Source organism: Mycolicibacterium brumae (assembly GCF_025215495.1).
In the GTDB taxonomy this organism is placed as follows: domain Bacteria; phylum Actinomycetota; class Actinomycetes; order Mycobacteriales; family Mycobacteriaceae; genus Mycobacterium; species Mycobacterium brumae.
On record NZ_CP104302.1, the window covers coordinates 362,460 to 387,130 of the forward strand.

Sequence of the window (24,671 nt, forward strand, 5' to 3'; positions counted from 1 at the left end):
CGATGTCGATCGACTTCGAACGCTCCCGCGAAATCGCCATCCCCGGCTACGTCGAACGCAGCCGGACCGTGCTGCCCCTGCCCGCGCCGCCGACCTCGGTGGCCGTCATCGAATCGCTGGCCACCGGCGCCCCGCCGACCACGGTGCCCCAGCGGGCGCTGGCCGAGCAGGTGTGCGGGCTCTACGAGGATCCGGTCCAGCGTGAGCGGATCGGCCGGATCTTCGCCAAGACCGGCATCATCACCCGGCAGTTGGCGGTGGATCCGCTGGCCGACGGCGCCGCGGAGTTCCGCCGTCGCCGCGGCACGGTGCGCGAGCGGATGGAACTGTTCCGCGAGCACGGGGTGCCGCTGGCCGTCGATGTGGCCGGTCGCGCGCTGGCCGGCCTGGACCCGGCCGACATCGGCCTGGTGGTGTTCGCCACCAGCACCGGGCTGATCGCGCCAGGCATCGACATCGAGGTGGTGCGCCGGCTCGGGCTGCCCATCACCACCGCGCGGGTGGTGATCAACTTCATGGGCTGCGCGGCGGCGATGAACGCGATCCGCACCGCGTCGGATTTCGCCCGGGCCAACCCGGCCCGCAAGGCGCTGGTGATCTGCATGGAACTGTCGTCGGTGAACGCGGTGTTCTCCGACGACGTCAACGACATCGTCATCTCCAGCCTGTTCGGCGACGGCTGTGGCGCGGTGGTCGTCGGCGCGAAGCCGGCGGGGCATCAGCTGCGCCGCGGACAACTCGTCATCCGGGACTCCTTCTCCCAGTTGCTCGACGACAGCGCCGACGGAATCGTGTTGGGCGTCAACGACAATGGCATCACCTGCGAGCTCGCCGAGGAACTGCCGAACTACATCTACGCGGGTGTGAAACCGGCGATCGACGCGGCGCTGGACCGAAACGGACTGCGGCGCAAAGACATCGACATGTGGGCCATCCATCCGGGCGGGCCCAAGGTGATCGGCGAATCCCTGCATTCGCTGCAGCTGGCCCCGGCGGTCGCCGAAGCCAGCTGGGCGGTGCTCGCCGAGTACGGCAATATGCTCAGCGTCGCGCTGCTGTTCGTGCTGCAGCGATTGCTCGCCGACGACACCGCCGGCGCCCCGATCGAGACCGGCGTCGCGTTCTCCTTCGCGCCCGGTGTGGTGCTCGAAGGCCTGATCTTCGACGTGGTCCGACGATAGGACTCCTGACGTGCAACTTCTGAAATTCCTGTTCCGGCTGGCCCCCGGACGCATCGCCGCGGTGATGCTCGCCGGCTTGGTCAGCGGCCTGGCCAACACCTACCTACTGGTGGTGATCAGCCGGGTGCTGGCCCCCGCGGAGGTGGGCACCACCTGGCAGCGCTTCGCGATCACCGCCGCGCTGGCGCTCAGCGCCGCGGTGGCCGCGCAGGTGATGCTGATCCGGCTCACCCAGGACGCCATCTTCCGACTGCGCGCCGAACTGTCCGCCCGGGTCACCAGCGCCCCGCTGGAGCAACTCGAACGGCTCGGCACGCACCGGCTGCTGGCCACCCTCACCGAGGACGTCCGCTCACTGAGCCAATCGGTGTCGGCCATCCCGACGGTCTGCGTCGACGTCGTCACGGTGATCGGCTGCCTGGTGTTCCTGGCGGTCATCTCCGGTCCGGTGTTCGCGGTCACCGTCGCGGGCACCCTGGCCGGCATCTTCGGGGTGGAACTGGCGCTGCGCCGGGTGCGACGCACCTACCGTGCCGCCCGGGAGAACGAGGACCGGCTGCTCGGGTCGTTCCAGGCCGTCACCGCCGGAATCAAGGAACTCAAGCTGCACCGCGACCGTCGCATCGACTTCATGAACCGGCACCTGTTGGGCGCGGCCGCCGACTTGCGCGAGCAGAACGTCGCCGCCAGCGTCCGGTTCTGCTTCGCCGACGCCTATGGCCGGGTGCTGCAACTGCTGACCATGGGCGCCGTGCTGTTCGGCATCGCCACGCTGCTGGGGCTGTCCCGGTCGGTGATGATCAGCTACATGCTGGTCACCATGTTCCTGGCCGGCCCGATGCAGAGCTTCATGCAGCGCATCCCGGACCTGCTGCGCGGCGACGTCGCGTTGGCCAAGATCAACGCGCTGAACCTGTCGATCGGCGGCGCGCCGACCGAACCGACCCACGACGTCCCGCCGCCGCCGGCCCCGGCCACCGCCCGGCTTCAGGTGCGCGGGCTGAACTACACCTACGCCGGTGAGCCGCCGCCGCGGATGCCCGGCCCGCCGCCCGGGGGTCCCGGTAGCCCGCCCGGAATGGGCGGCGGCGGAAAGGGATTCGTCCCGCCTCCGATGGGTCCGCTGCCGATGGAACCCGGTTTCCATCTCGGGCCGCTGGACCTGGACTTCGCGCCCGGGCAGCTGACCTTCATCGTCGGCGGCAACGGCAGCGGCAAGTCCACCCTGGTGAAACTGCTGTGCGGGCTGTACCGGCCGCATTCGGGCAGCGTGCGCCTCAACGGCGTCGAGATCGGGCCGCAGAACGTGGAGTGGCTGCGGCAGAGTTGCTCGGCGGTGTTCACCGACTTCCACCTGTTCGACGAGTACCTGGGCTTCGACGCCGGCGTCGACCAGCAGGTGCGGGAACTGCTGGAGAAGCTGCAGATCGCGCACAAGGTGACCGTGCACCAGGGCCGGTTGTCCACCACCGCGCTGTCCCAGGGGCAGCGCAAACGGTTGGCGCTGCTGACCGCGCTGCTCGAGGATCGGCCGATCTACCTGTTCGACGAGTGGGCGGCGGACCAGGAGCCCCGGTTCCGCGACGTCTTCTACACCCAGATCGTGCCCGAGCTCGCGGCGCGCGGGAAGACCGTCATCGTCATCACCCACGACGACCGGTACTTCCACCACGCCGATCAGCTGATCAAGCTCGATTTCGGTGGGGTGCAGGATGTTTCGGGGCAGCCGACGGCGGCCAAGCCCTCACTCGCCACCCTCGCCACATAGCGCGAAGCGGCCGTCGGAGGTCTGCTCCACCAACCCGTCGACCAGCAGCGAGTCCAGCGCCCGGTCGCGTTGGGCCGGATCGGTGGTCCAGGCCAGGTCGAGTTGGGCCCGCGGCACCGCCGACGAACTGCCGCGCAGCACATCCAGCAGTCGGCCGCGGACCTGCCGGTCGGTGCCGGCGTAGCGCTGAACCCGCTTGCGCGGCGCGTCCGACGGCGGGAAACCCGCGGCCCGCCAGGCGCATTCGGACAGCGGGCAGATCTCGCACTTGGGTGAGCGCGCGGCGCACACCAGCGCCCCGAGCTCCATCAGCGCCGCGGAGAATCTGGGGGCGCGGGAGTCGTCGGGCAATAGCCGGGCCGCCAGCGCCTCGTCCCGCGCCGACGGCGAACCCGGCTCGGCGCGGCCCTCGATCGCGCGGGTGAGCACCCGTCGCACATTGGTGTCGACCACCGGAACCGCGCGGCGGTAGGCGAAGCAGGACACCGCCCGCGCGGTGTAGCTGCCGATGCCGGGCAATCCCAGCAGGGTGTCGACGTCGTCGGGCACCACGTCGTCGTGCTCGGCCGCGATCACCGCGGCGCACTCGTGCAGCCACTTCGCCCGCCGCGGGTAGCCGAGCTTGCCCCAGGCGCGCAGCACCTCCGCCGGCCCGGCGGCGGCCGTCGCCGACGGGGTGGGCCAGCGCGCCACCCAGTCCAGCCAGATCGGCAGCACCCGGGCGACCGGGGTTTGCTGCAGCATGAACTCGCTGACCAGGATCTGCCAGGCGGTGACATCCGGGTCCCGCCACGGCAGGTCCCGGCCGCACTCGTCGAACCAGCCGATCAGCTCGTCGGGGTCGATGCGAACGTCGCCGGAGGGCGCCGTGCACAATGGGCGGTATGCCCAATTCGAACCCGAGGTCGGCGTGGAAGGCACTCAAAGAGGGTAACCAGCGCTTCGTCGCCGGTGAGCCCGAGCATCCGAGCCAGAGCGTCGACCACCGAAGCAGCCTCGCGGCGTCCCAGAAACCGACCGCGGTCGTGTTCGGCTGCGGTGACTCCCGGGTGGCCGCCGAGATCATCTTCGATCAGGGCCTCGGCGACATGTTCGTGGTGCGCACCGCCGGCCACGTGCTGGATGCCGCGGTGCTGGGCTCCATCGAATACGCCGTGGAGATCCTCGAGGTGCCGCTGGTCGTGGTGCTCGGGCACGACAGCTGCGGCGCTGTCGGCGCGGCGCTGGCCGCTCTCGACGACGGCCAGGTGCCCCCGGGCTACATCCGCGACGTGGTGGAGCGGGTGACCTCCTCGATCCTGCTGGGCCGCCGTGACGGGCTGAGCACGGTCGACGAGTTCGAGGCCCGCCACGTGCTGGAGACCGCCACCCAGTTGCTGCAGCGCTCCACCATCGTCAATGAGCGCATCGAGTCGGGCCGGCTGGCCATCGTCGGCGTCACCTACCACCTGAGCGACGGCCGGGCGTCCCTGCGCGGCCACCTGGGTGACATCGGGGACGACGGCGACATCGACGTCAAGCGGGCCGCAGCCGAGAGTGACGCCGAGGCCGAGTAACCCTCACCCCGGCGCGACGATCCCGCGCTCGTAGGCGTACACGATCGCCGCGGCGCGGTCGCGCAGCCCGAGCTTGACGAAGATCCGCCCGATGTGGCTCTTCACCGTCACCTCGGTGATGAACAGTTCGGCGGCGATCTCGGAGTTCGACAACCCGCGCGCCACGCAGCGCAGCACGTCGAGTTCGCGCGCGGTGAGCTCGTCGACCTCCGGCGCCGACGACGTGGCGTTCGGCGCGCTGCGATAGGTGTCGAGCACCCGGCCGGTGACCGCCGGATCCAGGTAGCTGTCCCCGCGGGCCACCGCGTGCACAGCCCGGATCAGCTCCTCGGCCGAAGAGTCCTTCAGCACGAACCCCGCCGCCCCGGCGCGCAGCGCCTCCGACAGCAGCTCGTCCTCGTTGAACGTGGTCAGCGCCAGCACCGGCGGCCCGTCGGCGGCGACCACCCGGCGGGTGGCCTCGATACCGCTGACCCGGCGCATCCGCAGGTCCATCACCACCACGTCCGGCTTGTGCGCCTCGACCGCGGCGGGCACCTCGTCGCCGTCGGCGCATTCGTCGACGATCACGAAACCGTCCTTGCGGCGCAGGATCCGGCGCAACCCGGAGCGCACCAGATCCTGGTCGTCGACCAGCAGCACCCGAACCTCAGCAGCGTCCATTGGCTTCCAATGGAATCAACGCGCGGACCCGCCACTGCTCGTCGCCGGGTCCGATATCCGCTTGTCCGCCAAGCAGTTCCACCCGCTGGCGCATCCCGACCACCCCGCGTCCGGCGGAGCTGCCCAGCACCAGCGCGTGTTCCCGCAGCTGATTGGACACCGTCAGCTCCACCGAGCGACGACGGACGTCCAGCCGGATCTCGGCGGCGGAGTCCGGCGCGTGCTTGGCGATATTGGACAGCGACTCCTGCGCGATCCGGTACAGCGCCAACCCGACCGCCGCCGACACCCGGTCGATCCGGCCGGTCACCGTCAGCGTCACATCGAGTCCGGCGTTGCGGAAATCGGCCACCAGCGAACCGATCTCGGCCGCGCCGGGCTCGGCGGCGGCGCGCATCGGAGAAGAGTCCAGCAGACCGACGGTGCGCCGGATGTCGCCCATCGCCTGCCGGCCCAACTCTTCGGCCTGCTCCAGCGCCTCCACCGCCTCGGCGATATCGCCGTCCTGCTGCAGTTCGCGCCGCGCGCCGGTCAGGTGCAGCAGGGTGATGCTCAGCGAGTGCGCGATCACGTCATGCACTTCGCGGGCGATGCGGCGCCGCTCGTCGTCGGCGGCGTGTATGGCGAGCAGTCGCTGGGCTTCCTGCTGCCGCAGAATCAGCTGCTGCTGGGTGTGCATCAGGTAGCCGACCAGCCAGCCCATCGCCAGCACCGGCAGGTACAGCACGATGTCGAGCCGGTGCGCGGCGGCCGCGAGCAGCAGCACCACCGCCGAGGACCCGGCCGCGGCGAGGCTGGCGGGCACCGACGACATGCCGCCGACCACCCCCACCATCAGCACCAGCGCGAGCGGCGCGAAGTCGGCGTCGATCGGGGTGGAGGTGGCGAACAGGAACAGCGCGGCGGCGATCGTCGTCGACAGCCAGCAGATGACCGCGTGGTGACGGATGCCCCAGATGAACGCGATCAGCGACTGCGACATCGCGATGGCGCAGGCCAGCAGCGATATCTGCAGGTCTTCGGTGGGCCGCTGCGCGGTCGCGACCGCGACGATCGTCAGCATGGACAGGTCGATGACGACGACGAACGCCCAGGAGAAACCGGGCGGGACCAGGTCGTCCCGCTCCAGGAACCGGGTCCGGATGGACTCCGCGGCGACACGCAGCACCCGACCATGTTAGTTCGCCGAGCCGCAAGCGGGCATCCGTCTGAGGGCGGGAACCGACTCATACCAGGGTATGAGAGCAGAACCCGACGGCGGCACGATGCCGTCGCGCGCGGATGTCCATAGCGTCGATGGCATGAGTTGGGAACAGTTTCACGAACGCAACGCCTTCATGGCGGACCTGATCGAACGCGCAACGGTCGATGCCGAACCGGCATTGGACTTCACCCCGTCCCAAGAGGCCGTCGTGGCGCGGCTGTTCGGGGACACCGAGCAGCTGATGCTCGCGCTGCGGCACAAGTGGCTGACCAATCTGGCCGCCACCTTGGACCAGGCGTCGTACGAGGGAAAGTCCTTCGACGTCGCCCAGGCCGAGCTGATCGCCTCCCGCCCCGGCCTGCCCGCGCTGCTGAACGTCGGCGAACGCCGGTTCGTGCGGCTGCGGTCGCTGCAGTCCGAGGAGCAGAAGATGATCCGGCTGCACGGCGATGCTCCGTATCGCACCGTCGCCTGACGGTAGCCGCGCCACCAGGTACGCGCCGCTGGCGCTGATCTGCTGGCTGATCGCCGCGGGGCTGGGCAACGCGCTGGCGCCACAGTTGGAACGGGTGGTGGAAACCCACTCCCGGGCCTTCATGCCGGACGACGCGCCCAGCACCGCCGCGGCCGCCCGATCGGCAGAGCTGATGGGCGGTGGCGGCGGTGACAACCTCAACCACCTCGTGCTCGAGCGCGACGGTGGCCTCACCCCGGACGACCGCGCCTACTACGACCGGGTGGTCGACGCGCTGCGCGACGACGAGTCCGTCGCCGCGGTCACCGACCTGTGGAGCGACCCGATCACCGAGCAGGCCGCCGTCAGCGCCGACGGGGAAGCCGCTTACGTGATGGTGCGGCTGGCCGGCGAACTCGGCACCGCCCGCGCCGGGGAGGCGGTGACCAAGCTGCGCGACACCGCCACCGGACTGTCCCCACCCGCCGGCCTGAACGTCTACGTCACCGGCCCCGGCGCCACCATCGCCGACGAGTTCCGCGCCATCGACCGGCAGATGCTGGCCATCACCGGCGTGACCGTCGCCCTGATCATGATCCTGCTGCTGATCGTCTACCGGTCGGTCGTCACCGCGCTGATCCCGCTGCTGTCGGTGGGCGTCGCGCTCGGGGTGGCCCGCCCGATCGTGGCGGTGCTCGGGGAGGCGGACCTGGTCGAGGTGTCGCTGTTCTCCGTCGCCCTGCTGGCCGCCCTGATGCTCGGCGCCGGAACCGATTACGGCATCTTCCTGATCGGCCGCTACCACGAGGGCCGGCGCGCGGGGCTGCCCCCGGCCGAGGCGCAGCGTGAGGCGTTCCGCCGGGTTGCCCCGGTGATCGCCGGGTCGGCGCTCACCGTCGCGATCGCGCTCGCGGTGCTCAGTCTGGCCGAGATCGGCAACCTGCGCAGCGCCGGAATCCCCAGCGCGATAGGCATTCTGGTGGCCATGGCGGCGTCGCTGACGCTGACCCCGGCGCTCCTGGCGATCGCAGTGCGGTTCGGGTTCGCCGAACCCCGCGCGGGCCGGGGCATCGCGCGACGCTGGCGGCGAATCGGAACGACGGTGGTGCGCTGGCCGGGACCGGTGCTGGCCGCCTCCGGCGCGCTGGTGGCGGTGTTGACGCTGCCGCTGATCGGCATGCGCATAGGCTGGGACGAGCCCGCGGCCACCCCGGCGGATCTGGAATCCAGCCGCGGCTACGCCGCGATGGACCGGCACTTCCCGCTCAACCAGCTGCTGCCCGCCGTGGTCACCATCGGCGCCGAGGTTGACCTGCGCAACCCGGCCGGGCTGATCGCGATCGAGCGAATCGCCCGGCAGCTCATGGAGATTCCCGACGTCACCCTGGTGCAGGCCGCCAGCCGGCCGACCGGCGTCGTCCCCGAGGAAGCCACCCTGACCAATCAGGTCGGACGCATCGGCTCCGAGCTCGGGGCCTCGATCACCGAGTTGACCGCTCGGCTGGACGCCGCCGGTGATCTGAGCTCCACCCTGACCGGGCTGCGCGGTGTGCTGACCGGGATGCGTTCGGATTTGCAGGTCAGCAACGGCGGGTTCGATGAGATCAGCTCGGCCGCAACGGATATGCAGAGCGGGATGACAAGTCTTCGGGACAATGTGGTGAATGTGTCCGGCAACCTGGACCCGCTGCGAAACTTCATCGCCGGCACCCCGAACTGCGCGGCCAACCCGCTCTGCTCGGCCGCCGACCGGGTGGTGACCCCCGTCGACCAACTCATCGCCAGCTCCAACGACCTGGCCTCCGGCGCGGAAAAGCTCACCGGCGGTTCGCAATCGGCGGGCGCGGCGCTGAAAACCATGCCTGGCGCGCTGGATTCGATGAGCGCTTCGCTGGATCAGGCCCGCAGCGCCACCCAGGAACTGTCCGGCCTGTCCGCACAGCTGGTCCCGGCGCTGAACCAGGTGGTGGACTACCTGACCGAACTGTCGGATCAGTTCGCCGGCAGCGGCGCCGGCGGGTTCTACCTGCCCGAGCGCGCGCTGGCCGATCCTCGGTTCGCCACCGCGCTCGACGCGCTGATGTCGAAAGACGGCCGGGCCACCACCATGCTGGTCTACGGCGACGGCGCGGAATGGAGCGCCGTCGGCGCCGCGCGTGCGGCCGAGATCGAGCAGGCCGTGCGACAAGCGACCAAGGAGGGCATCCTCACCGGCGCTGACGTCGAACTCGCCGGGGTCGGCCCCGCCACCCGGGACCTGCAAGTGCTCTACGCCGACGACCTGCGGCTGCTGGTGGGGGTGACGCTGGCGCTGATCTTCGCCGTCGTCGCGCTGATGCTGCGCAGCCCGGTCGCCGCTCTGGTGGTGGTGGGCACCGTCGCGGTTTCCTATGCGGCCGCGCTCGGGACCTCGGTGTTCGTCTGGCAGCACCTGCTCGGCCACGAGCTGCACTGGGCGGCGCCGGCCATCTCGCTGATCGCGCTGGTCGCCGTCGGCGCCGATTACAACCTGCTGCTGGCCATGCGGATGCGGGAGGAGTTGCCGGCCGGGATGGCCACCGGAACCATCCGGGCGTTCGCCGGCACCGGGTCGGTGGTGACGACCGCGGGGCTGGTGTTCGGGCTGACCATGGCGGCGCTGCTGGGCTCCAGCGTGCTGAGCATCGCGCAGATCGGTTCCACCATCGCCGTCGGCCTGCTGGTGGACACCCTGGTGATCAGGACTTATGTGATGCCGGCCGCCGCGATGCTGCTGGGCCGCTGGTTCTGGTGGCCCCGGGCCGCGACACGCCGCGCACGGTCGGCCTTATAGCACTGACCGGCCATTACCGTGGGACTGTGACGGATACAGGCGCTCGTGCACCGCTCCCACCGGAGATTTACCGGCGCCGACGCGCGCTGGCGCTGTCGGTGGCCGCCGCGGTGCTGGTGATCATCCTCATCATTGTGTTCGCCGTCACGCGCGGCGGTGGCGGCGACGAGGTCAGCCCCACCGATTCGACCGCCACCACCGAACCGTCGCAGGCCCCGGAGACCAAGAGCCCGGTGGTCCCGCCGCCCGGGGAGACCCCGGCGCCGACGGAAACCCCGACCGCCGCCGTCGAGCCCCCGCCGGTGCTCAAGGCCGGCGACGACTGCCCGGACACCACCCTGGCGGTGCTCGGCGTCACCGACGAGCCCAGCTACACCATCGGATCGCAGCCGAAGTTCACCATGGTCGTCACCAATATCGGCACGGTGTCCTGCAAGCGCGACGTCGGCGCCTCGGTGCTGGCCGCCTACGTCTACAGCCTGGAGAACAAGCGGCTGTGGTCGAACCTGGACTGCGCCCCGTCCAACGAGACGCTGATCAAGGACATCGCCCCCGGCGAGCAGGTCACCACCGAGGTGACCTGGACCGGGATGGGCTCGGCGAAGGATTGCCCGCTGCCGCGTGAGGCGATCGGGCCGGGCACCTACAACCTGGTGGTTCAGCTGGGGAACCTGAAGTCCGCGGGGGTGCCGTTCAAGCTGACCGAGGCCGTGCACGGCGAAAGCGGCGAAGCCCCGGCCCCCGGCCCCGCCGAGCCGCCTGCCGAGCCCGCGCCGGCTCCGGAGCCCGCCCCGGGCGGCTAGGCCCCCTCGCGGCGTTCTGCGTGCGCTGAGATCGTGAATCCCGTCGAATCCACGATCCACACGCACTCAGAACGTGAAATCTGCCTCACCGCACGCAGGATGACGGTGGACGAGGGGTTTATCCACACATCACGCTGCGTCCACAGATGCGGCCATTTGCGCGCCAGCATGAATGCGGTGAACCGCCTTCGAGGGCCAACGTGGCGCGATGAGCGCACAAACTTATACCCGCCCGTTCGTCGGAGCGCAGGCGTTGGCCAGCGGTGTGATCGCCAACAAATACCAGCTCAGGCGTGATTTCACGCCGGTGTTCCCCGGCATCTACCTGCCCATTGACTTCCTCCCGGAAAGCGATCGGCCCAGCCGTGGTGAGGCAGGCCGAGTGCTGCGGCAGCGCACCGAGGCGGCGTGGTTGTGGTCAGGGCGACAGGGGGTGATCGCGGGCTCAGCCGCCATCGCGCTGCGCGGCGCCAAGTGGGTGGATCACGACGTTCCGATCGACCTGCTGCTGCCTTCACAGCGCTCACCGGCGGGAATCGTCGTTCACCGCGACGGGTTCTTCGACGACGACGTCCAGGTCCTGGCGGATATGCGGGTGACCACCGTCGCGCGGACCGTGTTCGACCTGTGTCGGTGGTTGTCTGTGGACGAAGCGGTCGCTCGCGTCGACGCTCTCGCCAACGTGGCGGTGATCAATACGAAGGTGATCCTCGAACTGGCGACCCGGCATCGATGGGCGCGGAACGTGCGTCGGGTTAAGAAGGTGCTGGACCTGCACGATCGGGGTGCGAGGTCTCCTAAGGAAAGTTGGCTTCGGCTGGTCGCGACCAGCGCGGGATTTCCCCGTCCCAAGACGCAGATCGAGGTGCCGATCCCGGGGACCCGGAGGCGCTACTTCCTGGACATGGGATGGGAGTGGTTGCTCATCGGGCTGGAGTACGACGGCGAGCATCACCGGACACCTAGGCAGGTCCGCTATGACTTGGTTCGGATGGAGGAGTTGGCGGCGCTGGGGTGGATCGTCATCCGAGTGGCGAAGGGGACTGCACCGGACGAGATCATTCGCAGGCTGCAGCGCGCCTGGGATGCCCGCCAAGCGTCGATTGCGGGCTGACGAGCATCCTGAGTGCGCCCAGATCGAGAAATCCGCCGAATCCGCGATCTACACGCACTCAGAACGCCAAATCTGCCTCACCGCACGCAGAACGACGACGGGGCGAGCACAACGAGCGCTGCGCCGCCGACGGGCGCGAAGGTGACGAAGGCGCCGAGGACGACGCCAGTGCCCTACGCCAACCGGTCGGCGATGGTGGACTCCGCGAGCTGCGACAACCCTTCCCGAACGTGCCGTGCCCACATCGACCCGATGCCGTCGACGGCCTGCAGGTCGGTGGCGCTGGCCGCCAGGAGCCCCTGCAGCGAACCGAAGTTGCGGACCAACACGTCGGCGTGCGCGAACTGCAGCCGCGGGATCGCCGCCATCGCGCGATAGCCGCGCGGGCTCACCGGTGACTCCTGGGCCTCCGCGGTGGGCGGGTAGCCGAACACCCTCGCCAGCGCGGTGAAGTCGAGCAGTTCGGCGTCCGACAGCGCGTCCAGCTGGGCAAGCGTCGCCGAAACCTGTTCCGCCGAAGGCGCTTCCGGGTTGGCGTGGTAGTCGCGCACGATCAGTTCGCGGTCGGCGTCGTTGCCGCCGAGCAGTTCCTCCTGCTGCAGCCGCAGCTGCCGGCCGTCGGTGCCGAGTTCGACGACGTCCTCGTCGATCTCCAGACCGATGCGGCGCACCATCTCCAGCCGCTGCACCACCGTCATCACCTCGCGCAGCGTGACGTAGTCCTCGATCTCGGCGGCCGACAGCGCCCGGCCGACCTCCAGCAGACGGGTCTTGTAGCGCTCCAGGGTGGCGATCGCCTGATTGGCCCGGCTCAGGATGGTCGCCGAATCGGCCAGCACATGCCGCTCACCGGCCACGTACACGGTGACGATGTTCATCGAGTGGCTGACCGAGATCACCGGGTTGCCGGTCTGCACGGCCGCGCGCTCGGCGGAGCGGTGCCGGGTGCCGGACTCATCGGTGGGGATGGACGGATCGGGCACCAGTTGCACGTTGGCCCGCACGATCCGGGCGCCGTCGCCGGAGAGCACCACCGCGCCGTCCATCTTGCAGAGTTCGCGCAGTCGGGTCGGGGCGAAGCGGACGTCGAGGGCGAACCCGCCGTCGCAGATGGTCTCCACCCGCTCGTCGTAGCCGAGCACGATCAACGCCCCGGTCCGCCCCCGCAGGATCCGCTCCAGGCCGTCGCGCAGCGCGGTGCCCGGGGCCAGCCGGGCCATCGTCGCCCGGACCTCGGGCTTCTTACCTGTCACGACCGTTCATTCTCCACCCCTGGTCATTGTCCGTCGCGACCGCCGTCGACCAGCCGCAGTTTGAGCGGTTTGACCTTGGGCGCGGACTCGGCGGGTTCTTTGGCCACCAACAGCATCTGCCGCATCGCCTCGGAGAGGGTCGCGGCCTCCAACAACCGCAGTCCCCGCTGCTGTTTGGTCCCTGCCGGGACCAGCGCGATGGTGAAACCCATCCGCGCGGCCTCGGCCAGCCGACGGTCCATCCCGGTGACCCGGCGCAGATCCCCGGCCAGCCCCACCTCGCCGATCGCGATCGCGGTGGTCGGCAGGCACAGCCCCGCGTACCCGGTCGCCATGGCCAGCGCGATGGCCAGGTCCGCCGAGGGGTCGGTCAACCGCATGCCGCCGACGGTGGACAGGTAGATGTCGTGGCGGGTCAACTCCAGCCCGGCGCGGGCCTCCAAGACCGCGGCGATCATCGCGGCCCGGGACGAGTCGATGCCGCTGACCGCCCGCCGGGGCGATGGGGCCTCCGCGCCGATCAGTGCCTGCACCTCGCCGATCAGCGGGCGTTTGCCGTCCAGCGCGACGGTCACCGCGGTGCCCGGCACCGGGTTGGGGCGCTGGTCCAGGAACAACCCCGACGGGTCGGCGACGCCCTCGATTCCGTTGTCGTGCAACTGAAAACAGCCCACCTCGTCGGAGGCGCCGAACCGGTTCTTCACCCCGCGCACCATCCGCAGCGAGGTGTTGCGGTCCCCTTCGAAGTGCAGCACGACGTCCACCAGGTGCTCCAGGGATCGCGGCCCGGCGATCGCGCCGTCCTTGGTGACGTGCCCGACGACGATCAGCGCGACCCCCGGTGACGGCGCGGATTTCGCGTAGCCGGTCAGCGCGGTGATGACCGCGCGCACCTGGGTGACCCCGCCGGCGACGCCGTCGTTGTCGGTGGTGGACATGGTCTGCACGGAGTCGATGACCACCAGGCTGGGCCGCACCTCGTCGATGTGCGCAAGCACGGTGTCCAGGTCGGACTCCGACACCAGGTACACCCCGTCGTTGTCGCAGCCGGTGCGTTCGGCGCGCATGCGGATCTGCCCGGCGGACTCCTCCCCGGACACGTACAGCGCGCGGTGCCCGGCGCCGGCCCAGCGATTCACCACCTCCAGCAGCAGGGTGGATTTGCCGACGCCCGGATCACCGGCGAGCAGGCTCACCGAGCCGGGCACGATGCCGCCGCCGAGCACCCGGTCCAGTTCCGGGATGCCGCTGGGGGCGTGCCGCGTCGTTTCCGGGTCGATGTCGCGGATCGGCAGTGCGGCCGAGGACGGGGCGATGGGTTTGCGGACCCGCCCGCCGAGGGAGGTCAGCGCGGCGACCTCGTCGACGGTGCCCCAGGTGCCGCATTCCGGGCAGCGTCCCACCCACTTGGCCGTGACGTGATTGCACTCCGAGCAGCGGTATTGCGAACGAGGCTTGGCCACTCGACGACGTTAGCGCCTGGCCCCGACAGAGCCCTGGCGGCGTTTAGTGCGAGCCGTCGCCGTGCAGTTCGTCGCCCGGCTGGCGCGGGGACTCCGCGCCGGCGGAGATCGGCACGGCCAGGGTGATCGGGCCGGCCTCGGCGAAGGTGAAGGTGACGTTGTAGTTCAGGCCGTTGCGGATCGGCTCGGTGAGCTTCACCTCGGCCTCGGCCTTCTGCACGTTCTCGATGGCTCCGAGCGCGGTGGCGCCGGCCGGGTCGCCGATGAACAGGCTCTCGCCGGGCTTGATGGTCAGCGGCAGGCCGGCGACGGTCACATCGCCCACGTCGGAGGTGATGCTGACCAGCTTGTCGCTGTGCTCGGCGGAGTCGTTGACCGCGGTGAGCATGAGCGCGACGGTGCTGCCGGGCTTCAGGGCGTCACCGGTCTCGACGGCCTCCAGGTGCACGTTGCGCAGCGAGATCTGCGGGTTCTCGCCGACGGATCCGGTGGTGCCGTTGATGGCGGGCGCCTGGGTGGCGACCTGCGAGACCTGGCCTGCGCTGCAGCCCGCGAGTGCCGAAGCGCTCGCGATGGCCGCCACGGCCAGCCCGGCGCGAATGGCAGTGGACCGGCGGTTGCCAAAACGGATCACGGAATGCCTCCTGCTCACGGACAGTAAGACAGAGCGTAGTAGGTGGCTTCCGCGAGCGGAAGCCGGGGCGCGGCCGACGCCAGAAGTGAGCGGCGTCATAGCCCACGAAATGGCGAATTCAGCGGCCCCGACATGCACGTTCCAACGTTCCTGTCAACCCCCATCAAAGCGCCGTTGTGCCCCTGACCTGCACCGTTGTTGGGCGCCCCGATCCGGGCCGTGGTATCTTAGAGATGTGAAAGGGGCTCGCAACTGATGATTTTCAAGGTCGGAGACACCGTCGTCTATCCACACCACGGTGCCGCATTGATCGAAGCGATCGAAACCCGGACCATTAAGGGCGAGCCGAAGGAGTATCTCGTCCTCAAAGTCGCGCAGGGTGACCTGACGGTTCGCGTCCCCGCGGACAACGCCGAGTACGTCGGTGTTCGCGACGTCGTCGGCCAGGAGGGCCTGGACAAGGTCTTCCAGGTGCTGCGCGCGCCGCACACCGAGGAGCCGACCAACTGGTCGCGCCGGTACAAGGCCAACCTGGAGAAGCTCGCCTCCGGCGATGTGAACAAGGTCGCCGAGGTCGTCCGCGACCTGTGGCGTCGCGACCAGGAGCGCGGCCTGTCCGCCGGCGAGAAGCGCATGCTGGCCAAGGCCCGGCAGATCCTGGTGGGCGAGCTGGCGCTGGCCGAGAACACCGACGACGCCAAGGCCGAGATCATCCTCGACGAGGTTCTGGCCGCCGCTTCCTAAGCAGCTATGACGACGTTTGCCATCGTGCCGGCCGCAGGCGCCGGCACCCGGCTGGGCGCGGGCATCCCGAAGGCTTTCGCGAAACTGGCGGGCACTCCGCTGGTCGTTCGCGCCATCGAGGGTTTGGCCGCGTCCAAGGTTGTCGACGCCGTCGTCGTCGCCGTCCCCGCCGACCGCACCGATGAGGCTCGGTTGATCCTGGGCGGCGGCGACCTGCCGGTGCACGTCGTCGCAGGCGGCGCCGAGCGCGCCGATTCGGTGCGCAACGCGCTGGACGCCGTCGACGACGCCGAATTCGTGTTGGTCCACGACGCCGCGCGGCCGCTGACCCCGCCGGAGCTGATCGCCCGGGTGGTCGAGGGTCTGCGGGCCGGCCATCCCGCGGTCATTCCCGCGCTGCCGGTCGCCGACACCATCAAGGCCGTCGACGCCAACGGCGTGGTGCTGGGCACTCCGGAGCGTTCCGGGCTGCGTGCCATCCAGACTCCGCAGGGTTTCGCGGTGCAGACGCTGCGCCGGGCCTATGAGCGTGCCGGCGGGGCGGAGTTCACCGACGACGCCTCGCTGGTCGAGCACAACGGCGCACAGGTCCAGACCGTCGAGGGCGACCCATTGGCGTTCAAGATCACCACCGCGCTGGACCTGCAGTTGGCGCACACGGTGCTGGGCGCGTGATGCTGCCCCGGGTCGGGCAGGGCGTGGACGTCCACCCGATCGAACCCGGTCGGCCCTGCTGGCTGCTCGGCCTGGAATTTCCCGACGACGACGGCTGCTCCGGGCACTCCGACGGCGACGTCGCCGCGCACGCCATCTGCGATGCGCTGCTGTCGGCGGCCGGACTCGGCGACATCGGCGGGGTGTTCGGGGTCGATGACCCGCGCTGGCACGGGGTGACCGGCGCGGCGATGCTGCGCCACGTGCGGTCCCTGCTGGACGACGCCGGTTTCACGGTCGGCAATGTCGCCGTGCAGGTGGTCGCCAACCGCCCGAAGATCGGGCCGGTGCGCGACCGCGCCGAACTGGTGCTCTCCGAGCTGGTCGGGGCGCCGGTGTCGGTGGCGGCGACCACCACCGACGGACTGGGCCTGACCGGCCGGGGCGAGGGCATGGCCGCCATCGCCACCGCGCTGGTGGTGTCCCGGTAAGCTGGCCGGTCGTGACCGACAGCTTCGCGGGGCTCCGCCTGCACGACACCCTCACCGGGACCGTGCGCGACTTCGTCCCGGTGCGTCCCGGCCACGCCTCCATCTACTTGTGCGGCGCGACCGTGCAGGGTCTGCCGCACATCGGGCACGTCCGCAGCGGCGTCGCGTTCGACGTGCTGCGCCGCTGGCTGATGGCCAAGGGCTACGACGTGGCGTTCATCCGCAATGTCACCGACATCGACGACAAGATCCTGAACAAGGCCGCCGACGCCGGCCGCCCGTGGTGGGAGTGGGCGGCCACCCACGAACGCGCGTTCACCGCCGCCTACGACGCACTGGGCGTGCTGCCGCCGTCGGCCGAGCCGCGGGCCACCGGGCACATCACCCAGATCGTCGAGCTGATCGAGCGCCTCATCGATCGAGGCCACGCCTACCCCGGCGACGGGGACGTGTACTTCAACGTGCTCAGTTGCCCGGAGTACGGCGCGCTGAGCGGCCACCGGATCGACGACGTGCACCAGGGCGAGGGCGTGGCGACCGGCAAGCGGGACCAGCGCGACTTCACGCTGTGGAAGGGCGCCAAGCCCGGTGAGCCGTCCTGGCCGACGCCGTGGGGCCGGGGCCGGCCCGGGTGGCACTCCGAATGCGTCGCGATGGCCCATGAGTACCTCGGTTCGACGTTCGACATCCATTGCGGCGGAATGGATCTGGTTTTCCCGCACCACGAGAACGAGATCGCGCAGGCGGTTTCGGCCGGTGACGGTTTCGCCCAGTACTGGCTGCACAACGGCTGGGTCACCATGGGCGGCGAGAAGATGAGCAAGTCGCTCGGCAATGTGCTCTCGATTCCCGCTGTGCTGCAACGGGTTCGGCCCGCCGAGCTGCGCTACTACCTGGGCAGCGCGCACTACCGGTCCATGCTGGAGTTCACCGAAGTCGCGCTGCAGAACGCCGCCAAGGCCTACACCGGGGTGGAGGAGTTCCTGCACCGGGTGCGCAACCGGGTCGGCGCGGTCCCGGTCGGGACCTGGACCGAGAAGTTCGCAGCGGCACTCGACGACGACCTGGCCGCGCCGATCGCGCTGGCCGAGGTGCACGCCGCGCGCGCCGACGGGAACCGGGCGCTGGACGCCGGGGACCACGACGGCGCGATGGCCGCCGCGTCCGCCATCCGCGCGATGATGGGGATCCTGGGCTGCGACCCGCTCGACGAGCGCTGGGAGATGCGCGACGAGACCGTCGCCGCGCTCGGCGCGCTGGACAACCTGGTGCACTGGGCCCTGGAGAGCCGCACCGAAGCCCGGGCCAACCGGGACTGGGCCGCCGCCGACGAGATCCGGGACCGGCTCAAGGCCGCCGGTGTGGAGGTCACCGACACCTCCGATGGCCCGCAGTGGGAATTGATCACCGGCGACGGCAGGGGAATCTGATGGCCGGAAATTCGCAGCGGCGCGGCGCGATCCGCAAAGCGGGCACCAAGAAGGGCGCAGTCGTCGGCTCGGGCGGTCAGCGCCGCCGCGGTCTGGAAGGCCGCGGCGCCACCCCGCCGGCCGCGCAGCGCACCAAGCACCCGGCCGCCAAGCGGGCCGCGAAAGCGGCGCGCTCGGCGCAGGGCCGGCATCGCAAGACCGACGACACCGAAACCGTGTTGGGCCGCAACCCGGTGCTGGAATGCCTGCGCGCCGGGGTGCCGGCGAACGCGCTGTATGTGGCCTCCGGGGTGGACGCCGACGACCGGGTGACCGAATCGGTGGCCATCGCCGCGGACAAGGGCATCCCGATCCTCGAGGTGGCCCGCGTCGACCTGGACCGGATGAGCTCCAACGGACTGCACCAGGGCCTCGCGCTGCAGGTGCCGCCGTACAACTACGCGCACCCCGCGGACCTGCTGGCCGACGCGCGCTCCGATGTGCAGCCGCCGCTGCTGGTGGCGCTGGACAACATCTCCGACCCGCGCAACCTGGGCGCGATCGTGCGTTCCACCGCCGCGTTCGGCGGGCACGGCGTGCTGATCCCGCAGCGCCGTTCGGCGTCGGTGACCGCGGTGGCCTGGCGCACCTCGGCCGGCGCCGCAGCGCGGCTGCCGGTGGCCCGGGCCACCAACCTCAACCGCACCCTCAAGGAGTGGGCGGACGCGGGCCTGCAGGTCGTCGGACTGGACGCCGACGGGGACACCACCCTCGATGAGCTGGAAGCAGATGGGCCGATCGTCGTCGTCGTCGGATCCGAGGGCAAGGGCCTGTCCCGGCTGGTCCGGCAGAACTGCGACGCGATCGTGAGCATCCCGATGGCCGGGCCGACGGAGTCGCTGAACGCGTCCGTCGCCGCCGGCGTGGTGCTCGCCGAGATCGCTCGGCAGCGCCGCGGGTAGAAACCCGCTAGCTCGCGTACGGGTGCGCGGGCTCGGGGACCTGGGTGACCGAAGAGACCGTCAATGCCGGGCGAGCGGCCTGCGGATCTTGGCCGGGCGCCACCTCGCCCTCCACCTTCACCCAGGTGTTCTCGGGCAGCGCCGCGGCGGCGGGGGCGGCGGGCCCGTCGAGTCGGATCCGGGCCAGCATGGCGTCGGCCGCGCAGCAGATGATCACCACGCGGCCGAGCATCGGGCCGGAGTCGGAGGCCATGGTGAATCCGGTGACCGTGATTCGGCGGCCGTCGAGGGTGCCCGCGCTGTCCTGGCTGATCCGCATGAGCACGTCGGGGAGAGATACGTCCGGCACGCCCGGCGGCAGCGCTGGGAAGGGGTGGCGCTGTTGGGGAGCGGCGGCGACCGGTGTGTCGGCGGCCTGCGCGCCGATCGGCGGTGGTTTGACGAAGGTGAGCACGATGGCGGGGATCAGCAGCAACCAGACCACCGCATTGTGATGCCCGTGGTGACCGTCAGTGGGGGACCGGCCACGCCGGATGTCGCGGATGATCGCGGCCAGGGCGAGTGCGACGATCAGCAGCGCGCCGGCCAGCAACCAGGGCATCAGCGCGGGTTTGACGTAGCGGGCGAACGTGCCGTTGACGACGATCATCACTCCGTTGACGCCGATCAGCAGCAACAGCACGTTCTCGGTTTCGCGATTCATCCGGCGCCGCCCAGGAACACCCAGCCGACGGCCGTCGCGCAGCACACCGCCACCGCGAAGGTCGCGGGAGCGAACCGCACCGCGAACGCGCGGCCGAACATGCCGGCCTGCATGGCGATCAGTTTCAGGTCGACGGCCGGGCCCACCACCAGGAACACCAGTCGCGGCAGCAGCGGCAGCACGGTCAGGCTGGCGGCGACGAACGCGTCGGCCTCCGAGCACAGCGACAGCAACACCGCCAGCACCGCCATGGTGAGGATGCCCAACGCCAACTGGCCTGCCAGATGCTCGAACATCCACGGCGGGACCAGCACATGCAGCGCAGCGGCCGCCAGCGCGCCGACCACCAGGTAGGACGCGGCCTGCAGAAAATCATGACGCGCCGCCTCGCTGAACCGTGTCCGGCGAGAGTCACTGTCGGAGAAGGCCATTGGAAGCCTCCGGCTGACCCATCGGCCGCGCCCCCAGCGCGCCCAGGCGGCGCCCATCGCGAGCGCGGTCAGCAGCGACGCCGTGAACCGCGCGCCCACCATCTCCGGGGCGCCCGGAAACGCCACCGCGGTGGACACCAGCACGACGGGGTTGATCGCGGGCGCCGCGAGCATAAAGGTCAGCGCGGCGGCGCCGTTGGAGCCGTCACCGTAGAGGCGGCGGGCGATCGGGACCGATCCGCATTCGCAGCCGGGCAGCGCCGCGCCGCTGACGCCGGCGACCAGCACCGCCGGCCCGGTGCGGCGAGGCAACCGGCGGGCCAGCACCGCGGGGGTGACGAAGGTGGCGACCAGGCCGCTGATCACCACGCCGAGGGCCAGGAACGGCAGCGCCTGCACGAAGATCGCGACGAACACCGTTGCGGCGGTGGCCAATCGGTCGTGGTCGAGAACCAGATTGCGCAGCGGGACCGAGGCGGCGGCGCAGATGAGCATGGGCCCCTGTTGCTCGGCAGCCCGTCGCTGCTGCGTCAGGAGAAGGTGCGGGTCAGCAAGAAGGCGGCCGACTGGGTGGACACCCTGCGACGCCAGGCCGAGACACCGCTGCTGCTGGCCGTCGACGGCAAGCTCGTCGGCCTGATCAGCCTGCGCGACTCGGTTCGGCCCGAGGCCGCCGACGTGTTGGACCGGTTGCGCGTCGGCGGTGTCCGCCGGATCGTCATGCTCACCGGAGACCACCCGGACGCGGCCGCCGCGGTCGCCGACGAACTGGACATCACCGAATGGCGCGCCGAAGTGCTGCCCGAGGACAAGCTGGACGTGGTGCGCGCGTTGCGCGACGAGGGCCACACCGTGGCCATGATCGGCGACGGCGTCAATGACGCGCCGGCGCTGGCCGAGGCCGACATCGGCATCGCGATGGGGCTCGGCGGCACCGACGTCGCGGTGGAGACCGCCGACGTCGCGCTGGCCAGCGACGACCTGCGCCGGTTGCTCGACGTGCGAGATCTCGGCGTCCGCGCAGTCGAGGTGATCCGGCAGAACTACGCGATGTCCATCGCGGTCAACGCGGTCGGGCTGGCGATTGGGGCCGGCGGCGCGCTGTCGCCGGTGCTGGCCGCCGTGCTGCACAATGCGTCGTCGGTCGCCGTGGTGCTCAATAGCTCCCGGCTGATCCGCTACCAGGACGTCGAGCGCTCAGCGCAGCTGCAGGCCCGCCCATAGCGCGAGGACGGCAAGCGTCAGCGTCACCGGCACGGTCAGCGCGCCGAGCAGGCTGAACTCCCGCGCGCTGGTCGGCTGACCGCCCAGCTGCAGCACGTGACGCCACAGCAGATTGGCCAGCGAGCCGAGGTAGGCCAGGTTCGGGCCGATGTTCAGCCCGATCAGCGCGGCCAGCACCGGCCCGGGGCCCGCGCCGGCCAGCAGCGGCAGCAGCACCAGCGTGGCCGGCAGATTGTTGACCATATTCGCCAGCACCGCCGCGATCAGCGCGATCAGCAGCAGGGCGCCCAGCCCGTCGCCGTCGGGCAGCAGTTGCCGCATCCGATCGGCCAGGCCGGCGTCCATCACGGCCTGCACCACGACCGCCAGCGCCAGCACGAACACGCAGAGCGGCAGGTGCGCGGCCCCGATCAGCCCGCGCACCGTGCTGCGGCCCCGGGCCAGCGCATGCGCGCCGAGCACCAGCACGCCGGCCAGCGCCGCCCAGGCCGGCTCGATCCCGAACCCGGAGGTCACCGCGAACCCGATCAGGGTCAGCGCCAGCACGACGACCACCAGGCGCGGCAGTGGCGCGGCCTGCGGCAGGGCTTCCGGGTGCGGCGTCGGGCGCAGATCGCGGCGAAACACCAGACGTAGCAACAGGAACTCGGCGGCCACGGCGATCAGCCACGGACCCGCCATCAGCGCGGTGAAACCCAGGAACGAGACCCCGGCCACCGAGAACGCCAGCAGGTTGGTCAGATTCGACACCGGCAGGAGCAGCGACGCCGAATTGGCCAGGTGCGCGGTGGCATACGCGTGTGGTCGCGCGCGAATCCCGGCGGCCGCCGCGGTGGCGAGCACCACCGGAGTGAGCAGCACCACCGTGGTGTCCAGCGACAGCACCGCGGTGGTGGCGGCGCCGAGCAGAAAGACCTTGCGCAGCAGCGAGGTTGGGCTTCCGTCGGCGGCGCGGGCCAGCATCGCGCCGAAGGTTTGGAACAGACCTTCGTCGGCGCACAATCGGGCCAGCACCAGAACCGCGGCCAGAAACGCCACCACCGGCGCCAGCCGCGCCATCTCTTCCACGGCGTGGTCGGGGGTGACCGCTCCGGTGGCCACCAGCAGCCCGGCCGCGGGCACCGCCACCAGGGCTTCCGGCCAGCGTTCGGGCGCCGCGATGGCGAACACCAGCACGACGGCCAGCAGAATCAACGGCAGCGTCATGGCGGACCGTCAGGCCCAGGGGTCTTCGCGACGCCACACCGTCGGCAAACGCAGCGACACCCCGTCGGCGGCCGCCAACTCGCCGAGCACCCGCAGTGTGACGTCCAGGTCGTCGCCGGCGTACGGCAGCGCCTTGAGCGGCTGGTGCAGCGGGCGGAAGAAATCGTCCCAGTGGATCCCGACGACGGTCTGCGCGCCCACCGTCCGAACCGTCTCGTCCCAGTACTGCCGGATGTAGGACTCCGGCTGCAGCCCCAGCTGGCCCAGGCCAAGGTAGGCGACCTCGGCCCGCTGACCGCTCAGCGCCCCGGCCACGAATCCGGCGCTGCCCTGAATCAACACCCGCCGCCCGGACGGACGGTGCTGAATCAGCGTCGACCAGGTGTCCCCGCAGCGGTAGGCGGTAACCCGCTTCGGCGGCCGCACCGGCTCGGTGATCACACCCGGATAGCGGTCCGGCGGGCAGTGGTGCGAACCGACCAGGGTGACCTCGAACGACCCCAGGGTGATGGGCTCGCCGGGAGTGGCGACGACGATTCGGTCCTCCGGCAGGCCGTGGCCGCGGCCGATCCAGGCCGCGGACTCACCGCCGACGAGCAGCGCCCCGGTGCGCTCGGCGACCACGGCGCTGTCCAGCGCGTGGTCGTAGTGGGTGTGCGTCGGCAGCACCGCGGCCAGCTCACGCACGCCGGCGCGGGCCAGGCAGCCCTCGATCCGCGGCAGTGACGGCGCGATGCGGGCCACCGCGACCGAGCGCAGCGCGGGCCGGGAGAAGAACCCGTCGGTCATGATGGCGGTGTCGCCGTCGTCGAGCAGGATGGTGGACACGCCCAGCCAGGTCAGCGCCAGCGGCGACTCGGCGTGCGGGGCCGGGACAGTGAACATCCCGGTGTGGCGGGCCAGGTCGGGGCGGCCCGGTTTGAGGCGCATCAGGCGAAGGGTTGCAGATCGATGTGGTTGCGCCGCAACTGTTCCCACACCGCCGCGGCGATATGCGGCGCGCCGGGGGAGTCACCGTGCAGGCAGATGGAGTCGACGCGAACATCGACGATGGTTCCGTCGTCGGCCTGCACCACGCCCTCCTTGACCATCCGCACCGCGCGTTCGGCGATGATCGCCGGCTCGTGCAGCACCGCGCCGGGCTCACGCCGCGGGGCCAGGGTGCCGTCGGCCTTGTAGGCGCGGTCGGCGAAAACCTCGGCGACGGTGCGCAATCCGACCATCTCGGCTTGCCGGAACAGTTCGGATCCGGGTTGTCCGAGCACTGGCAGGCCCGGGTCGACGGCCAGCACGGCGGCGGTGACCGCGCGGGCCTGCTGGGTGTGGCTGAACACCGTGTTGTACAGCGCGCCATGGGGTTTGACGTAGCTGACCCGGGTTCCGGCGACGGCGGCGACGGCCTGCAGCGCGCCGATCTGGTAGATGACGTCGGCGAACAGATCCTCGAAGGAAACGTCGATGAAGCGGCGGCCGAAGCCGTGCAGATCCCGGTAGCTGACCTGCGCGCCGACGTGGGCGCCGGCCTCGGCAGCCAATTTGCACACCTCGAGCAGACCGGCCGGGTCGCCGGCGTGGAAGCCGCACGCCAGGTTCGCGCTGGTGACCATGCCGAGCATTGCCTGGTCGTCGCCGATCCGCCAGATGCCGAAGCCCTCGCCGATGTCGGCGTTGAGGTCCACGGTCATGTTGTTGTCGCCCATGGCGTTCAGGGTAGGCGGGCGCGGTGGCCGCAGGCGTCGACGGGTCTAATGGCAACGATTATCAATAAGGTCGGATTTTCGCTAGCATCGAACACATGCCTCGATCCTGGACCGGGCGACGGTCATGACTGCCAAAACCGAGACCTCGTCACTGTTCGGCTACGTCGAGTCCCTTAATGAAAACGATAACCATTAACAACTGGGCCGGAGGTGCGAACGTAAACGATAACCATTATCGTTAC

General features: G+C 70.4%; 23 protein-coding genes and 1 pseudogene. 13 read left to right on the forward strand and 11 right to left on the reverse strand.

Annotated elements, in window-relative coordinates; translation table 11 throughout:
- Positions 1-2: 2 nt before the first annotated feature.
- Together L2Z93_RS01790 and L2Z93_RS01795 are read left to right on the forward strand one after the other, a co-directional pair.
- Positions 3-1,181, forward strand: a complete 1,179-nt coding sequence (locus L2Z93_RS01790) for a type III polyketide synthase (protein ID WP_090593366.1) — start codon at positions 3-5, stop codon at positions 1,179-1,181.
- A 10-nt stretch (positions 1,182-1,191) separates the two neighbouring features.
- A complete protein-coding gene (locus L2Z93_RS01795; RefSeq protein ID WP_090593363.1) occupies positions 1,192-2,949 on the forward strand; it encodes a cyclic peptide export ABC transporter in 1,758 nt (585 codons plus the stop codon).
- On the opposite strand, the gene L2Z93_RS01800 is transcribed toward L2Z93_RS01795, so the two are convergent.
- Positions 2,926-3,795, reverse strand: coding sequence for an HhH-GPD family protein (locus tag L2Z93_RS01800; protein WP_090593432.1), 870 nt, complete (start codon positions 3,793-3,795; stop codon positions 2,926-2,928). The genes L2Z93_RS01795 and L2Z93_RS01800 overlap by 24 nt on opposite strands.
- Positions 3,796-3,833: 38 nt before the next feature.
- Here L2Z93_RS01800 and L2Z93_RS01805 point away from each other — a divergent pair, with 38 nt between their 5' ends.
- On the forward strand, positions 3,834-4,505 hold the full coding sequence (locus tag L2Z93_RS01805) for a carbonic anhydrase (RefSeq protein WP_090593435.1): 672 nt from the start codon (positions 3,834-3,836) through the stop codon (positions 4,503-4,505).
- Positions 4,506-4,508: 3 nt separating this feature from the next.
- On the opposite strand, the gene L2Z93_RS01810 is transcribed toward L2Z93_RS01805, so the two are convergent.
- Both L2Z93_RS01810 and L2Z93_RS01815 read right to left on the reverse strand, forming a co-directional pair.
- The gene (locus L2Z93_RS01810; RefSeq protein WP_090593360.1) at positions 4,509-5,168 is read right to left on the reverse strand and encodes a response regulator transcription factor; all 660 of its coding nucleotides are present in this window, start codon (positions 5,166-5,168) and stop codon (positions 4,509-4,511) included.
- Complete coding sequence (locus tag L2Z93_RS01815; RefSeq protein WP_090593357.1) at positions 5,155-6,336, reverse strand: sensor histidine kinase; 1,182 nt, start codon at positions 6,334-6,336, stop codon at positions 5,155-5,157. Before L2Z93_RS01815 ends, L2Z93_RS01810 begins: the two co-directional genes overlap by 14 nt.
- A gap of 133 nt (positions 6,337-6,469) precedes the next feature.
- Here L2Z93_RS01815 and L2Z93_RS01820 point away from each other — a divergent pair, with 133 nt between their 5' ends.
- From L2Z93_RS01820 to L2Z93_RS01835, 4 genes are all read left to right on the forward strand, one after another.
- Positions 6,470-6,847 (forward strand): hypothetical protein, encoded by a 378-nt coding sequence (locus L2Z93_RS01820; protein WP_090593354.1) that lies wholly within the window; start codon positions 6,470-6,472, stop codon positions 6,845-6,847.
- On the forward strand, positions 6,822-9,638 hold the full coding sequence (locus L2Z93_RS01825; protein ID WP_090593352.1) for an MMPL/RND family transporter: 2,817 nt from the start codon (positions 6,822-6,824) through the stop codon (positions 9,636-9,638). The genes L2Z93_RS01820 and L2Z93_RS01825 overlap by 26 nt, the downstream gene beginning before the upstream one ends.
- A 26-nt stretch (positions 9,639-9,664) precedes the next feature.
- Entirely contained in the window at positions 9,665-10,441 is a 777-nt protein-coding gene (locus L2Z93_RS01830; RefSeq protein WP_090593348.1) for a hypothetical protein, read from the forward strand.
- A gap of 208 nt (positions 10,442-10,649) precedes the next feature.
- The gene (locus tag L2Z93_RS01835) at positions 10,650-11,555 is read left to right on the forward strand and encodes an endonuclease domain-containing protein (RefSeq protein WP_090593345.1); all 906 of its coding nucleotides are present in this window, start codon (positions 10,650-10,652) and stop codon (positions 11,553-11,555) included.
- Positions 11,556-11,728: 173 nt separating this feature from the next.
- Here L2Z93_RS01835 and disA read toward each other — a convergent pair whose 3' ends face one another.
- From disA to L2Z93_RS01850, 3 genes are read right to left on the reverse strand one after another with little or no spacing between them, the layout of a single operon-like run.
- Positions 11,729-12,808, reverse strand: coding sequence for a DNA integrity scanning diadenylate cyclase DisA (gene disA, locus L2Z93_RS01840; protein WP_260575500.1), 1,080 nt, complete (start codon positions 12,806-12,808; stop codon positions 11,729-11,731).
- 23 nt (positions 12,809-12,831) lie between these two features.
- Complete coding sequence (gene radA / locus L2Z93_RS01845; protein ID WP_090593338.1) at positions 12,832-14,271, reverse strand: DNA repair protein RadA; 1,440 nt, start codon at positions 14,269-14,271, stop codon at positions 12,832-12,834.
- A 43-nt stretch (positions 14,272-14,314) separates the two neighbouring features.
- Complete coding sequence (locus tag L2Z93_RS01850) at positions 14,315-14,905, reverse strand: copper chaperone PCu(A)C domain-containing protein (RefSeq protein ID WP_234786274.1); 591 nt, start codon at positions 14,903-14,905, stop codon at positions 14,315-14,317.
- 255 nt (positions 14,906-15,160) lie between these two features.
- Here L2Z93_RS01850 and carD point away from each other — a divergent pair, with 255 nt between their 5' ends.
- The 5 genes from carD to rlmB are packed head-to-tail and all read left to right on the forward strand — an operon-like array spanning position 15,161 to position 19,165.
- On the forward strand, positions 15,161-15,649 hold the full coding sequence (gene carD, locus L2Z93_RS01855; protein ID WP_083032183.1) for an RNA polymerase-binding transcription factor CarD: 489 nt from the start codon (positions 15,161-15,163) through the stop codon (positions 15,647-15,649).
- Between the two features lie 6 nt (positions 15,650-15,655).
- Positions 15,656-16,324, forward strand: a complete 669-nt coding sequence (gene ispD, locus L2Z93_RS01860; RefSeq protein WP_090593333.1) for a 2-C-methyl-D-erythritol 4-phosphate cytidylyltransferase — start codon at positions 15,656-15,658, stop codon at positions 16,322-16,324.
- Positions 16,324-16,794: a 2-C-methyl-D-erythritol 2,4-cyclodiphosphate synthase gene (gene ispF / locus L2Z93_RS01865; protein ID WP_193438943.1), complete on the forward strand. Its 471-nt coding sequence runs from the start codon at positions 16,324-16,326 to the stop codon at positions 16,792-16,794. Before ispD ends, ispF begins: the two co-directional genes overlap by 1 nt.
- Positions 16,795-16,805: 11 nt before the next feature.
- Complete coding sequence (gene cysS / locus L2Z93_RS01870) at positions 16,806-18,224, forward strand: cysteine--tRNA ligase (protein ID WP_090593326.1); 1,419 nt, start codon at positions 16,806-16,808, stop codon at positions 18,222-18,224.
- Positions 18,224-19,165, forward strand: a complete 942-nt coding sequence (rlmB, locus tag L2Z93_RS01875; protein WP_090593323.1) for a 23S rRNA (guanosine(2251)-2'-O)-methyltransferase RlmB — start codon at positions 18,224-18,226, stop codon at positions 19,163-19,165. The genes cysS and rlmB overlap by 1 nt, the downstream gene beginning before the upstream one ends.
- A gap of 7 nt (positions 19,166-19,172) precedes the next feature.
- Here rlmB and L2Z93_RS01880 read toward each other — a convergent pair whose 3' ends face one another.
- Both L2Z93_RS01880 and L2Z93_RS01885 read right to left on the reverse strand, forming a co-directional pair.
- Entirely contained in the window at positions 19,173-19,868 is a 696-nt protein-coding gene (locus L2Z93_RS01880) for a TIGR03943 family putative permease subunit (RefSeq protein ID WP_090593319.1), read from the reverse strand.
- Positions 19,865-20,794: a permease gene (locus L2Z93_RS01885; protein ID WP_090593426.1), complete on the reverse strand. Its 930-nt coding sequence runs from the start codon at positions 20,792-20,794 to the stop codon at positions 19,865-19,867. The genes L2Z93_RS01880 and L2Z93_RS01885 overlap by 4 nt, the downstream gene beginning before the upstream one ends.
- Before the next feature lie 6 nt (positions 20,795-20,800).
- On the opposite strand from L2Z93_RS01885, the pseudogene L2Z93_RS01890 reads away from it, so the two are divergent.
- Positions 20,801-21,523 (forward strand): annotated as a pseudogene (locus L2Z93_RS01890) (heavy metal translocating P-type ATPase); the annotation flags it as partial.
- Here the strand turns inward: L2Z93_RS01890 and L2Z93_RS01895 are convergent.
- Genes L2Z93_RS01895 through L2Z93_RS01905 form a run of 3 tightly spaced genes read right to left on the reverse strand, consistent with a single transcriptional unit; the run spans position 21,497 to position 24,429 of the window.
- Positions 21,497-22,729, reverse strand: coding sequence for an SLC13 family permease (locus L2Z93_RS01895; protein WP_090593314.1), 1,233 nt, complete (start codon positions 22,727-22,729; stop codon positions 21,497-21,499). The pseudogene L2Z93_RS01890 and the gene L2Z93_RS01895 sit on opposite strands and share 27 nt — an antisense overlap.
- A gap of 9 nt (positions 22,730-22,738) precedes the next feature.
- Entirely contained in the window at positions 22,739-23,659 is a 921-nt protein-coding gene (locus L2Z93_RS01900; RefSeq protein ID WP_090593311.1) for an MBL fold metallo-hydrolase, read from the reverse strand.
- Complete coding sequence (locus L2Z93_RS01905; RefSeq protein ID WP_234786273.1) at positions 23,659-24,429, reverse strand: LamB/YcsF family protein; 771 nt, start codon at positions 24,427-24,429, stop codon at positions 23,659-23,661. Before L2Z93_RS01905 ends, L2Z93_RS01900 begins: the two co-directional genes overlap by 1 nt.
- Positions 24,430-24,671 lie beyond the last annotated feature (242 nt).